The 12,826-nt window shown below is 35.5% G+C and carries 14 protein-coding genes and 1 pseudogene; 4 read left to right on the top strand and 11 right to left on the bottom strand.

Features of this window, described 5'->3' with window-relative positions; all coding sequences use genetic code 11:
* The first annotated feature begins 157 nt into the window (after positions 1–157).
* Both BP17_RS13005 and BP17_RS02885 read left to right on the top strand, forming a co-directional pair.
* Positions 158–544, top strand: a complete 387-nt coding sequence (locus BP17_RS13005; protein WP_051910424.1) for a DUF4362 domain-containing protein — start codon at positions 158–160, stop codon at positions 542–544.
* A gap of 104 nt (positions 545–648) precedes the next feature.
* Entirely contained in the window at positions 649–837 is a 189-nt protein-coding gene (locus BP17_RS02885; RefSeq protein ID WP_035051442.1) for a hypothetical protein, read from the top strand.
* A gap of 563 nt (positions 838–1,400) precedes the next feature.
* Here BP17_RS02885 and BP17_RS02875 read toward each other — a convergent pair.
* From BP17_RS02875 to BP17_RS02830, 10 genes and pseudogenes are all read right to left on the bottom strand, one after another.
* A complete protein-coding gene (locus BP17_RS02875; protein WP_035051429.1) occupies positions 1,401–2,738 on the bottom strand; it encodes a C1 family peptidase in 1,338 nt (445 codons plus the stop codon).
* A 113-nt stretch (positions 2,739–2,851) separates the two neighbouring features.
* A complete protein-coding gene (locus BP17_RS02870; RefSeq protein ID WP_035051427.1) occupies positions 2,852–3,055 on the bottom strand; it encodes a heavy-metal-associated domain-containing protein in 204 nt (67 codons plus the stop codon).
* Positions 3,056–3,097: 42 nt separating this feature from the next.
* Positions 3,098–5,554, bottom strand: a complete 2,457-nt coding sequence (locus tag BP17_RS02865; protein ID WP_084676243.1) for a heavy metal translocating P-type ATPase — start codon at positions 5,552–5,554, stop codon at positions 3,098–3,100.
* A gap of 21 nt (positions 5,555–5,575) precedes the next feature.
* The gene (locus tag BP17_RS02860; protein ID WP_035051426.1) at positions 5,576–6,022 is read right to left on the bottom strand and encodes a CopY/TcrY family copper transport repressor; all 447 of its coding nucleotides are present in this window, start codon (positions 6,020–6,022) and stop codon (positions 5,576–5,578) included.
* Between the two features lie 236 nt (positions 6,023–6,258).
* Positions 6,259–7,008, bottom strand: a complete 750-nt coding sequence (locus tag BP17_RS02855) for an OmpA/MotB family protein (protein ID WP_035051425.1) — start codon at positions 7,006–7,008, stop codon at positions 6,259–6,261.
* Entirely contained in the window at positions 7,005–7,811 is an 807-nt protein-coding gene (locus BP17_RS02850) for a motility protein A (protein WP_035051424.1), read from the bottom strand. The genes BP17_RS02855 and BP17_RS02850 overlap by 4 nt, the downstream gene beginning before the upstream one ends.
* Before the next feature lie 204 nt (positions 7,812–8,015).
* Positions 8,016–8,338 (bottom strand): annotated as a pseudogene (locus BP17_RS02845) (IS30 family transposase); the annotation flags it as partial.
* Positions 8,339–8,386: 48 nt separating this feature from the next.
* A complete protein-coding gene (locus BP17_RS02840) occupies positions 8,387–8,848 on the bottom strand; it encodes a MarR family winged helix-turn-helix transcriptional regulator (protein ID WP_035051419.1) in 462 nt (153 codons plus the stop codon).
* A 31-nt stretch (positions 8,849–8,879) separates the two neighbouring features.
* On the bottom strand, positions 8,880–9,557 hold the full coding sequence (locus BP17_RS02835; protein ID WP_035051417.1) for an ABC transporter ATP-binding protein: 678 nt from the start codon (positions 9,555–9,557) through the stop codon (positions 8,880–8,882).
* Positions 9,558–9,573: 16 nt separating this feature from the next.
* A complete protein-coding gene (locus BP17_RS02830) occupies positions 9,574–10,665 on the bottom strand; it encodes an ABC transporter permease (protein ID WP_035051415.1) in 1,092 nt (363 codons plus the stop codon).
* A gap of 252 nt (positions 10,666–10,917) precedes the next feature.
* Between BP17_RS02830 and BP17_RS02825 the strand changes: the two genes are divergently transcribed.
* Positions 10,918–11,136, top strand: coding sequence for a hypothetical protein (locus BP17_RS02825; protein WP_035051412.1), 219 nt, complete (start codon positions 10,918–10,920; stop codon positions 11,134–11,136).
* 14 nt (positions 11,137–11,150) lie between these two features.
* Here the strand turns inward: BP17_RS02825 and BP17_RS02820 are convergent, their stop codons facing one another.
* Positions 11,151–11,786, bottom strand: a complete 636-nt coding sequence (locus BP17_RS02820) for an NUDIX hydrolase (RefSeq protein WP_035051411.1) — start codon at positions 11,784–11,786, stop codon at positions 11,151–11,153.
* Between the two features lie 146 nt (positions 11,787–11,932).
* Here BP17_RS02820 and BP17_RS02815 point away from each other — a divergent pair, with 146 nt between their 5' ends.
* The gene (locus BP17_RS02815; protein WP_035051410.1) at positions 11,933–12,766 is read left to right on the top strand and encodes an aminotransferase class IV; all 834 of its coding nucleotides are present in this window, start codon (positions 11,933–11,935) and stop codon (positions 12,764–12,766) included.
* The last annotated feature ends 60 nt before the right edge of the window (positions 12,767–12,826 follow it).

Below are 12,826 nucleotides of genomic sequence, written 5' to 3'. Positions count from 1 at the left end.
ATTTACAGTTAATTTTATTAACTGTTTGAATAGGTATATTACTGTACTGTATAATTAAATAAAGGTAGTATTTTTATAACTACTTAAATTAATAGACACTATTCATTAGGAGGCATTTCCACTGAAAAAAGTTCTCATAATAGTTCTATTCTTAATCATGCTTTTTGGTATCGGGTGTAGCAAATCTACTAAATCAAATTCTGATAATGATTCCTCTTATACTTCTGAAATAGCCATTAAAAATGGCGATGTAGTAAATTTCCATGGAAAAGAATACAATGTCGAGAAGTTGGAACAATTCTTAAGTAATGTTAAAAAAGGTAACAATGATAAAATACGTATTACCCAGTATACAGTCGAAGGTGCTGCAATAATAACAGACTTAGATTACGATGGTAATGTGATTAATTATACTTATGATACAACAAGAGATGATTATGGAATAAAAAAGATAGAAAACAAGAAATTAGATGGCGATACGATTTATAAAAGTGGTTCTAACTATTATTTAAAAGACAGCCCTGATAATATTTTGCTTTATTGATTGTATAATATTGATACTCACGATAATAAGTTTAGTTGCCGGATTACTTTCGCCACAGAGTGTAGGCGCTATTTAAAAAACTTTTGGAAGGGAGTCCAAAAACAGTGAAAAATCTTATGACGTTTATGCCATTTTTATTAAAAATCATTTATCTTCTTTTAAGCATTGCAGTTATATGGCTTCTTCCAATTCAAGAACTTACTAGAAACGGTTTATTGTTAGTAGTTATTTTTTTCTATTGGGGATTATCTAAATCTTTATCTAAAAGAAGAAAAGATAATTCTATAAATTGAATTACAAAGCGTTAGCGCTTCAGCAATCAGGCTGTGTTTGAAGCATTCAAATCTTTTGACTTAGTGCCTTTACTATGTAAGTGGGCTCTAAATTTGATCAGTAGAATACTATGAAAATTATTTTTTCTTTTTGTTGGAAAAAATCTCTTTCATATAATCATCAAGTAAAAGTTTATAAAAGATAAATAATCCACACGTTGTTTTTATAAAGGAAACAAAAAATGCAGCTTCATAGTGCGAAGAAAGGTATTCACTATAAAAGTAATTTAACAAAAATACAATTATGATCCATACAATAAGAGCTATTATCCATTTGATTTTTTTCATACTTGCTTCAACTCAATCCATTTATTATTTTTTTTATTTCGAACGTCAATTAATTTAGCAAAGAGGAGCCTACTACAGAGAAAAAATTCATAAGAAAACTTGTAAGAAAAAATAATGATTTAACTACAAATCTAGTATCATTTTTAACTTTATGTAACTGTCCCTTATTGCTCTCTTGAAAAAAAAAAGAGAGTAAATAAAAATTACCCTCTTCAAAACGTTTGTATTTATATGTTTTACTTTACTAGCGCTAATGCTCCCATAGGATCCCAAGGTTCTAATTCAATAGTGGGTTCTTCTAAAGCTTTCATCCATTTTTCAGGAATGTATTTTTTATCCACTGCGATTTGGTAGTTAAATTCTTCAAACCATTTATCGCTCATAGAATAGATTCCTTTTTTACCAACTTTATCTCCCCAACTGTTCTCAACTTTCCATGTTAGAGGTTGGCCTTGTTCATCTAGATCCACTCCAACGAAAACCATTGCATGAGTTAATAGACTGTCTCCGTAATCTAAGCGCTGAGCTTTTGTCAAACCGTTTCCTTCACCTAGCGTCAACTCATAACTATAACTATGTTCATCCATAATTCCAACATCTCTCACTAACATTTTACCTACATCACAACCAAACCAAACGGGTTGATTGTCTTTAATAGCAGCAACTGCAGCTTCTTTTAAAACTTGGATGGGAACATTGATGTATTGAATCGGCTTAGCTTCTTTCACTGTTCCTAAATATTTAACTGTATAGGCTCTACCAAAAGGTTTATCCTTTGTTGGCGCATTTAACAGGCTCACTAGACTTGTTAGATCCCAGCTTACATATTCTTTGAAGAAAGCTTGCGGCGTAGTGTCTTCAATGCGACAGTATTCGTTGTCTTTATTTCGATAGGCATAAGTAAAGGTTTCAGGAACTTCTCCTAAAGCTTTTACCAGTACGCTATAAATAAAATACAACATTTTTTCTTTTTTAGCTGTTGATTCTTCTAGTGATGCTCCTGCTTGATGTCCTTCACGTAGTTGGCAAGCAAATTCTCTTAATTTAGATGTCAGTATTTCATTTAATTTTCTAGTGTTAGAAGAATGAAAAGTTTCTGGCATAACTGATTTAGGGACAGCACCATATTTTTCCAACAACCCTGAAAACATATCCCATTGTCCACCATCTTGAACCGGATCCATTAAAAGATGAGAAATAATTCTAGAATCTTGGGTTTCATCAAGTGTTTCCAAAATACTATCTAAGAAATAATTTGATTTCTCTAATTTATCCCAAAACAACGTATAATTTTGTGAAAACTCAAAGCTATCCATGTTTAATTTCTTCATCGTGTCTACACGAGCTGTATTTAAAGCCGCAAACATCCAACAACGACCACTAGCTTTTTGATTCGTTATAGTTCCGCGTTTTGTTTCATTTGAAAACTCAAAAGGATGTCTTCTTAACAAATTGTTGTCTAAAGAAGCATCATTTATCCCTACTTTTGCAATAGCGCCTTTTATTACTTGATTTGTGCTATCTGCATCAAATTGGTTCTTAAATTCTGTTAATAATTTATTATCGATTCCCATCTTCATTCCTCCTAAAATATACTTGGTATGTTACTCTTCTTTGTTTTATCTAGCAAGTTGATTCATTCATACCAGTAAAAAAAGGCTGGAAATATATCCAGCCTTTTTACTAGTTATTTGGTTACGGAATAATTTGTGTCGCTTAGTGATTGGATAAACGCTGTTTCCTCGATTTCATTTTGGCTTTCAACAACAGCCTGTTTATTTTCTAAATCAACGACTACACGTTCAACGCCTTCAATAGAACCTAGTTTTTCAACCACCGTGCTAGCACAACCTTCACACTTCATACCTTCGATCGTTAATATTTTTTTCATTTTTCATCGCTCCATTTCTGATACTAGTATTTTTTTACTCTTCTATTTAGCAGAGGGTTTAAATCTTTTTAAGCGCAATGCATTGATCAGTACCGAAACTGAACTAAAGCTCATGGCCGCCCCAGCCAACATTGGGTTTAATAGTGGGCCACCAATAACATGTAATAAGCCCATGGCAATCGGGATTCCAAGTACATTGTATCCAAATGCCCAAAATAAATTTTCTTTGATATTTTTGATGGTTGCTTTGCTTAATTCAACAGCGGTTGGTACATCCATCAAATCGCTTCTCATCAATACAATGTCAGCCGATTCCATTGCTACATCTGTACCTGATCCAATAGCGATTCCGATATCTGCTTGAGCTAAAGCTGGGGCATCATTGATTCCATCCCCAACCATCGCAACCGTTTTGCCTTCAGCTTGTAATTTTTTCACTTCATTGGCTTTTTCTTCCGGCAGCACTTCACTTAACACACGATCGATCCCGACTTGTTTTGCAATAGCTTCAGCTGTTTGCTTATTATCGCCTGTTATCATGGCTACTTCTAGACCCATTTTATGCAACTTCTCAATTGCTTGTAAGCTGCTTGCTTTTACAGTATCTGCAACAGCAATTATTCCAGCTAACTGACCATCTTTAGAGATAAACATGGGTGTTTTACCTTCTCCAGCCAATGCATCAGAAGTTGCCTCCACTGCGTCAAGCGAAATACCGCGGTCGGTCATTAATTTTTTGTTTCCTAATAAGAGTGTTTGATTCTCAATCGTTACCTCAATTCCATGTCCTGGAATTGCATTAAACGCTTGCGTTTTAAGCAGTGTTAAGGCTTTCTTTTCTGCTCCCTGAACGATGGCTTCTCCTAATGGATGTTCTGATCCTTTTTCAGCAGATGCTGCCAGAACAAGCAATTCATCTTCAGTCATGCCATTAATAGTTAGGATATCTGTCACTTCAGGTTTCCCTTCTGTGATCGTACCCGTTTTATCAAAGATGATTGTCTGGATTTTGTGTGTTTTTTCTAATGCTCCACCACTTTTTATTAAAACACCGTATTCTGCACCTTTACCTGTGCCGACCATAATAGCAGTAGGTGTCGCTAGTCCTAGTGCACAAGGACAAGCGATAACCAATACAGAAATAACGATTGTTAATGCAAATACGCCTGATTCTCCAGCTAGATACCAAATTGATCCAGATAAAATAGCCAATACGATTACAATTGGTACAAAGTAGCCAGAAATAATATCAGCTAATTTTGCAATTGGCGCCTTTGAACCTTGTGCATCTTCAACTAGCTTAATGATTTGAGCTAAGGCTGTATCCTTGCCCACCTTTGTAGCTTTGTATTGAATCGTTCCGTTTTTATTGATGCTGGCTCCAATAATCGCGTCGCCAATCGTTTTTTCAACCGGTATACTTTCTCCAGTCAGCATTGCTTCGTCTACTGAAGTATTTCCTGCAACAACGATTCCATCGACCGGCATTTTTTCGCCTGGTTTGACGATGATAATGTCATTTACTTGGACTTCATCAATAGCCACGTCGACTTCTTGGTCATTGCGTATCACTCTAGCTTTTTTGGGAGCTAATCCTATCAATTTTTTTATTGCTTCAGATGTCTTCCCTTTTGAAAGAGCTTCAAAGTATTTTCCAAGCGTGATCAATGTCAAAATAACAGCCGCCGATTCATAATAAAGATTCATTGCTATATTCGTGTTTCCTATCCCTATTCCTATCGTTAGCGCTAAACTATATAAGAAAGCTGCACTGGTTCCTAATGCAACGAGCGAATCCATATTAGGATGGCCCTTGACTAACGCCTTAAAACCTACTTTGAAAAATTCTCTACCTAAAACTAAAACGGGCAACGTCAAAATCAATTGAGTTAAAGCAAACAATCCGGCATTCATCATAGGATTGATTACTTCAGGTAAAGGCATTCCCAACATGTGTCCCATTGAAATATAGAGTAGTGGAACAGTGAATACTGCTGAAATCCAAAATCGCTGCCACATATCTTTTATATGCTGAGCTTTCTTTTCGCGATCCAAATCAGTTGCATCGGCTGTTTCAATTTCTTCATGAGCTTCATAACCTGCTTCTTTAACAGCGTTTGTAATATCGGACAGTACTAATTGTTCGGGGTCATATTGAACAGCCATTTTTTCTGTCGCTAAATTAACAGCAGCACTCACAATACCGGGTAATTTCCCAGTAGCTTTTTCAACCGTTTGGGCACAAGATGCACAAGTCATCCCTTCAATAATAAATGTTTTCTTTTTAATATCTGATACGACTTTATAGCCAGATTGGCTTACGGCATCTTTGATGTTTTTATCCGTAAGACTAGCTTCATCATATTGAATATGCATTTTCTCAGTAGCCAGATTGACACTTACTTCTTTAACTCCTGGCAATTTTTTGGTTGTTTTTTCGATGGTTTGCGCACATGAAGCACAACTCATCCCTTCGATTGTAAATGATTTCTCAATCAATTTTATACACCCCCTCTTTTATTAATGATTGTGGTTTTGGCACTCACATTGTCCCGGTATACAATTGCATGGAACGACATCGACCGCTTCGACCTTTTTTTGCTGTAAGATTTCTTCCAGCATTTGAACGTCTGTATGGCTCAATGTTGCTTCACTAATGAGATCGGCAAGAGTTGCCCCAACTTTCCGATTACATAAATGATTAAAGAAGTCATTGGTTTTACTTTTCAAACTTTTTTCTTCTGAAATTAGTGGGCTATATAGATACTTATTGCCAACGGCTTCTGTTTTCAACATCCCTTTTTCAACTAATCGACCAATCAATGTTTTTATCGTTGCTTGTTTCCAATTCATTTTTTCCTTTACTATTTCTGTGATTTGTTTGCTGGTCACCGTTTGGTTCGCCCAAGCTACCCGCATGATCTCCCATTCAGCATCTGAAATATTGGGTTTGATTTTGCTGATCATCATGATTCCTTCTTTCTTTCGACTACGTTTGTAATCGTTACATGATTTCAGTTTACGCTTGTAATCGTTTTTTGTCAACCGTTAAAATTTCTAATGATATAGAGCGTAAAAAAGAGTGAAATCTCCACTCTTTTTTACGCTCTATAATTTTTTTATATTAGTAGATTTATTCCAATAATTTATTTAACGTTCTTGGAGGATAGAGTTGCTTGTAGCATATGACGTAGAACCTATTTTCACTGTACTACTTGCTCAGTATCATTAAATTCACTATTTAAAATTAGAATATCAACTCGTCTATTTTCAAGCCGACCTTCTTTTGTTTTATTGTCTGCCTTCGGCCTATATTCACCGTACCCTACAACAGAAACTCGATTTGGATCGATTCCTGAGTCACTAATGATGACTTGAGCTACATTACTCGCTCTCAATGCAGATAGGTCCCAGTTGGATTTATACTGAGGATTTGAAACAGGTACAGAATCTGTGTATCCCTCTACTCGAATAAAACTATCTTTTAATGTCGGTTGATTTAATAACTTTCCGATGTCAGCAAATTTTTCTGTTTGGCCCTCTTTGATCTCTGCATTTCCACTATCAAAAAACAGCGCATCATTAAAACTCAAAACCAATCCTCTTTCTTCGATAGATGTCGTTACACTACCGTTCAGTTCACTAGTATCAATATAAGTATCGATATTTTTTTTGACTTCTTCTTGTTTCTTCTCTTCTGTTAACTCTTCCTCAGCTACGCTAGTTTCACTGTCAGCAGATTCGCTTCCGCCTTCAAGGACACCTGTTCCGCCCCCACCCATTTCTATGCTGAAAACTGAAGCTAACTGATTGTATTTTGATTTGTCCATTTCGCTCATGGAGTATAGGATAATAAAAAATATCATTAAGAGAGTGATAAAATCTGCATAAGAAAGCAGCCATCGTTCATGGTTTTCTGGTTCTTCCTCGTTTTTCTTATTTCGTCTACTCATACTTCAGGAACTACCTTTGCTTCTTGAGTGCTGCTAGCATCTAATACGATTGCTGTTCCGTTAATAAAGCCCATCAATTTTTCATTTATCAAGTTAGGACGAACACCTTGTTGAATCATCAAGATAGCTTCTAAAATCAATTCTTTTTCCATTTCTTCCTTTTGAGCAATTTTTTTCAATCGTGTTCCAATAGGAAGAAAGACTAAATTCGCACTTGCTAAACCATAAAGAGTTGCTAAAAAAGCGGCAGATATACTTTCTCCTAATTGAGACATATCCGCATCTGCTAACCCGCCTAATACATGAACTAATCCTAATACCGTTCCTACAATGCCCATAGTTGGAGCCGTACCACCCGCGGAGTTAAAAATAGCAGCCCCTGTTTTATGTCTTTCTGAAATAGCATCCATTTCAATTTCCAAAGTATCACGTATCATTTCATAAGATTCTCCATCTACAATTAATTGAATACCTTTTTTGATAAATGGATCAACCTCAGAACCATCTGCTGTTTCAGACTCGATACTTAGTATACCTTCTCTTTTTACTTTTGCTGCTAGTGTACTAAAATAAGCAATGATTGTTGTTAGATTTTTAGATTTTCTAGTAAAAGCTACTTTTATTATTTTTCCAATATCTTTTATATACTCTAAAGGAAATGCAAGCAGCACACTTCCAATAGTTCCGCCAAAAACAATCATCGCTGGTGTCCATGAGATAAGTGCTCCTACATGTCCTCCTTCTCCCATAAAACCGATGATCATAGAACCAAAACCTATAATTAGCGCAATAATTGCTCCCATTATAACTCCTCCAAATTTTTAATACTGATCAATAATTTATTTCTATCTACTATATCGGGTAATAGTTTACTTTATTAAGTTGTTATTTAGTTTCTAATTAAAAGACTTCTTATTGTTTTCAGTTACTCTTTAAAGATTTTTTCTATTCTACTATTAGGAAGCAAATATACACTAATTGATTCAAATTTTATAATCTCTGATTTGTCAAATTAAGTTAGACAAAATATCTTCATCCATGTAACTCAAAAATACTTCCAGTGGCGTTTGATACTTCAATGATTTTCTTAGAATATTATTTCTCTTATCTGCAACGGAGGAAACAAACGATTGGTCGACTTGATTAAAGTCCATTTCTTTTGGTAAGCCATCTTTTCGAAAGTAATAATGACTTTCGACAAACGTTCCACTAATGTGATGCCAGCACTTTTATGCTGGACACCTACAATGGTGTCGCCTTCTATATGACCGAATTCTTTAGTGAAATGGGGGTAATCTTTCTCTCTTTCTGCGATATTCCGCTTGAAAGAGAAAAAGATTACCCCCATTTCTTATTTTCTGCCGTACATTTTTTGAATTTATTTTAAATTATTTTTTTCTTCTAAGCTTTCAAACTCATCATTCAGCGATTCCAATCCTCTTTTGAATGCTGCGTTACCTATATCCGTTAAATCACACTGAATAACTTCATTTAAGATTGCTTTTGAAATAGCATTTTTAGACTGGTTACCTTTTTCAGTCAGTGTAACCACCACTGCTCGTTTATCACTATCTGAGGCAACTTTTTGGATCCACCCTTGAGCTGTCAATCGGTTAAGTATCGGGTTTAATGTTCCGATGCTCATTCCTAATCGATCGCTGATATTTTTTATAAAAATATCATCTTTATCCCATAAGGCTAGCAACACAAGGTATTGTGGAAAAGTTATTCCAAATGACTTCAATGCTCTGCCGTACATTCTTGAAAATCCATTTGAAGCTTTGTATACTTCAAAACACAGTTGGTCTTCTAATGATCGAGCAAATGTTGTTTCATCCAAGTTAAGCTCCCCCCTTCATCTTAAACTGATCTTAGTCAGATTCTCTTAACGTTAAAATACCATCCTTCATAACATATACTTTATCACATTGACTGATTAATCGCTCATCATGTGTAACCATTATCGTCGCTTTTTTTTTGCTTTTCGTTTCACGTGCTAATATCCCCACTACTTCAAATGCTTTTTCAGAATCTAAGCTAGCCGTTGGCTCATCTGCTAAAATAACAGAAGGATCATGGTACAAAGCTCTAGCAATTGCTACACGTTGTCGTTCTCCACCTGATAAATCACTAGGGTATTTATCTTTCAAATCAAAAATACCTAATTCTTCTAATAGTTTTTTCTGTTTTTCTTTATCGATTTTTGACTTTTCAACTTTGTTCACTAAATTCAATTGGTCTTTTACTGTTAAAAAAGGAACTAAGTTGGAAGCTTGTAAAATAAATCCAATCTCTTTGAAGCGCAAAGCAGCTCGTTTTTTTTCGGTAACATTGCTGAATGGTTTTTCATTGATCTTCACGCTGCCTTTTGAAGGCATTTGCAATCCTCCAATAATCGTCAACAACGTACTTTTTCCAGAACCACTTGGGCCAATAATGGCAACGAATTCGCCTTCTTCGATAGAAAAAGAAGTTTCTTTCAATGCATCGATGCGCTTGTGTCCTTCACCAAATGAACGGCTTACATTAGTTAATTCTATTAATTTCATAGCTACTCCTCCTTTTTTATCCGATTGCCTTTAATGGATCGATTTTAACAACTGTTCTTACGGAGAACAAAGCTCCTAAAACAGCTACAACTATAAGTAATGCTGTTATTCCAGCAATAAACAACCCATTCATACTGTAAGGAACCGCGGCTGGAAGAACCAAGGATGTAAGAAGGGTTAAGATCAGACCTATTCCGACTCCAATAATGGACAATAAAAAGGTTTGTGCTACAACCGATTTTGCTATGTAGCTTGAAGAAATCCCTTGAGCTTTCATAACGCCAAACATACTCGTTTTTTGTAAAGTCAATACATAAATAAAGATTCCAATAACAACGGCTGCGATCACAATCAAGAATCCAATCATTAAACCAAAGGTTAAGACTTGTGCGCTATAGCCAGGTATTTTGAAAATATAGTCTCCAATAGAATACGCGGCTAGATCATCCGTATCTGCTACAACTTCTTCAAAAAATTCTGCTGAATCTCGAACAACTACTGCGCTGATTCGACCATTTTTTGAATCGTCCGTTGCTTCAAAACGAACTTCTTGATAAGAAGCAATCGTAGTATACAAAACTGGTGCTACATTGAACTTCGCATTCTGTGTAAAACCGACTACTTCGACTTCTTTAGAGCTTCCAGCTAGTTGAACAGTATCTCCTAACGCCACATTATCTTCTTCTTTCAAACTAATATCGGCCACAACTTCATCATCGTTTTCGAATGCTCGGCCCTCATTGACTTCAGGCATAATAAATTCTTCAGGATCGATTCCAAAAAAAGTAACATTGATTTTCGATGCTTCTCCTGTTTCGCCGATTTTTCTAATGACACTTGGCGCTAGCCCGAGCAAAGCAGTTTCATCTGCCTTAATTTCTTCTGCCTGTTCAAAAGTCAACATTGACATATTGATATTAGTATTTGATTCATCTGTCAGAACAATGGCATCCGATTCCCATTTATCTACACTGGTGCGATTGTCCTGCGCTAAACCATAAGATAATCCGGTTAAAAAATAAACCAAATAGGATACCAATATCATGACTCCAATAATCAACGCGAATCTGGTTTTTGAATACTTAATTTCTTTCCATGCTAAAAACATGTTAAATCCCCCTTTTAAACAAATGAACTAATTACTTATTTATGCATATCGTTCATTTTAGTTTTACATCTCACACGATATATTATACAACGAATAAACTGACTTGTACATTTTCAAATCATCTTTTTTGATTTTTTTATTAGGATATGTTTTAAAACTAGTGACTATTCTGCTTTTTAGGCTAATTAAGAAAAATATGAGGTGATTAAGATTAGAAACGAACAATATGAATGACCCAAGGAGTCAAATAAATTGGCTCTCGATTTTCAGTTACTCGAACTAACGCTCGTTCCGGCTACTCAAACGGAAATTGGGTCTCAGCTACTCGAACTAACGCTCGTTCTGGCTACTCAAACGGAAATTGGGGTCTCAGCTACTCGAACTAACGCTCGTTCTGGCTACTCAAACGGAAATTGGGTCTCAGCTACTCGAACTAACGCTCGTTCTGGCTATTTGCTCTTAACAAGTTAGTTTTAAAACACGCCCTAATTTTCCGGATTTTTTATCATCCATTTTTTATGCTCTTTTAACAATTTCACAAAATGATCAGTAAATCTAGCTGTAAACCCCCATAATGTATGTTTATTCAACGTATAGAACGGTACAACATGTTTTCCTTGCTTCCAGTTGTATTTCTTACCCTCTGGTATCAAATCGAATGGAAAACCTTTTTCATGCTCTAATTTTACGTTGGCACTATAGTACACCGGTTCGTGCGTTAAAAAGTAAGTTAACGGAACAGTATATAGTTCTTCCACTTCTTCATTAAATTGAATATCCTCTACTTTAATATTTTGCAGTTCTCCTACAAAAGCTCGAATGACCACTTGCTCATTCACAATGTAATCCATTTCACCTAAAATTTGGACGTTTTCCTTAGAAATGGTCAGTTCTTCCATTGTTTCGCGAATCGCTGCTTCTTTATACGTTTCGCCTGCTTCAACTCTCCCACCAGGAAAAGACGTTTCCCCCGGTTGAGAGATTTTTTTGCTGCGTACTTCATACAAAAGATGAGTTTCACCATCCACCTCTATTAAAGGGATCAGTACTGCGAAATGACGTTGCCTAATAATGGGTTTTGCTTCGTGACGCTTCAACATGTCATTTATATCTTCTAACATTTTTTAATTCTCCTCTTTTATATCTTTTTATTCATTTTAATTCATCAAGCTAGTATACATCAATATACTTCTTGCTAAATCTGCAATAAGTTCATTACAATAGACGAAACAACTCAACTCATTCGTTCATACAAAAGGAGCTCATTATGGAACAAGTAGAAGAAATCTTTTATTTTATAAACGACCAAAAAACACCTGTAGAGGATACTACTGTTTTTAACCACTTAGAAGGAAAAACAATTTATGAAGTTATTCGTGTTCAGCAAGGAATTGCTCTTTTTTTAGCAGATCACTTAGAGCGGTTTAAAGCTTCCGCTGCTGCTACAGGTCTATCTCTAAAAGATTCCGACACGGTTATAACGCAGCGTATTTACCAATTGATTTCAGAGAACCAAGTTACTCATAAAAATATCAAACTCATTTTAAATACATCAAAGGGACTATTGATTTTTTTCACAAAAACCGTTTACCCCCCACAAGCTTATTATCTAAATGGTATGCATACGACTTTATTCAAAATGGAAAGAATTGATCCGACCATCAAAACTTTACGGAATGATTATCAAAAAGCCGTTTTAGCTGAGCGCGAAAAACAGCAAGCCTATGAAGTCTTGCTCGTTGATCAAACTAATCACGTGACAGAAGGCAGCCGTTCAAATTTATTTATTGTTAAGGATAGCAAATTATACACGTCTCCTGCCAAAAATGTACTACTTGGTATTGTCCGCAAAAAAACATTGGCATTATGTGAAACTTTAGGTTTTGAAGTCGTAGAAGAGAACATTTCCGTCTCAAAATTAACTGAAATTGATGGAGCATTTATTACAGGAACTGGAAATAATATTCTGCCGATTCAATCCATCGGAGATTTACAGTTAAACTCTACAACCAATCCAATTATTAAAGCCTTGATGCGTGAATATACGAATCTTGTTGAAGCCTATATCCAAGAACAGCAGATTATTGATCCACTCATTTAACTGAAGAAGCTAGACTTTTTCCTAGAAACTAAAGAAGCCAAGACAGCAAAACGCGGTCTT

The organism is Carnobacterium pleistocenium FTR1 (assembly GCF_000744285.1).
GTDB lineage: Bacteria > Bacillota > Bacilli > Lactobacillales > Carnobacteriaceae > Carnobacterium_B > Carnobacterium_B pleistocenium.
The sequence above is the reverse complement of the archived record's forward strand: the minus strand, read 5'-3'. Positions and strand labels throughout refer to the sequence as shown.

Bases quoted from the DNA above. Each gene is read 5' to 3' on its own strand.
- BP17_RS13005 (WP_051910424.1), top strand. From the start codon at position 158: ATGCTTTTTGGTATCGGGTGTAGCAAATCTACTAAATCAAATTCTGAT.
- BP17_RS02875 (WP_035051429.1), bottom strand. From the start codon at position 2,738: ATGGGAATCGATAATAAATTATTAACAGAATTTAAGAACCAATTTGAT.
- BP17_RS02870 (WP_035051427.1), bottom strand. From the start codon at position 3,055: ATGAAAAAAATATTAACGATCGAAGGTATGAAGTGTGAAGGTTGTGCT.
- BP17_RS02860 (WP_035051426.1), bottom strand. From the start codon at position 6,022: ATGATCAGCAAAATCAAACCCAATATTTCAGATGCTGAATGGGAGATC.
- BP17_RS02855 (WP_035051425.1), bottom strand. From the start codon at position 7,008: ATGAGTAGACGAAATAAGAAAAACGAGGAAGAACCAGAAAACCATGAA.
- BP17_RS02850 (WP_035051424.1), bottom strand. From the start codon at position 7,811: ATGGGAGCAATTATTGCGCTAATTATAGGTTTTGGTTCTATGATCATC.
- BP17_RS02835 (WP_035051417.1), bottom strand. From the start codon at position 9,557: ATGAAATTAATAGAATTAACTAATGTAAGCCGTTCATTTGGTGAAGGA.
- BP17_RS02830 (WP_035051415.1), bottom strand. From the start codon at position 10,665: ATGTTTTTAGCATGGAAAGAAATTAAGTATTCAAAAACCAGATTCGCG.
- BP17_RS02820 (WP_035051411.1), bottom strand. From the start codon at position 11,786: ATGTTAGAAGATATAAATGACATGTTGAAGCGTCACGAAGCAAAACCC.
- BP17_RS02815 (WP_035051410.1), top strand. From the start codon at position 11,933: ATGGAACAAGTAGAAGAAATCTTTTATTTTATAAACGACCAAAAAACA.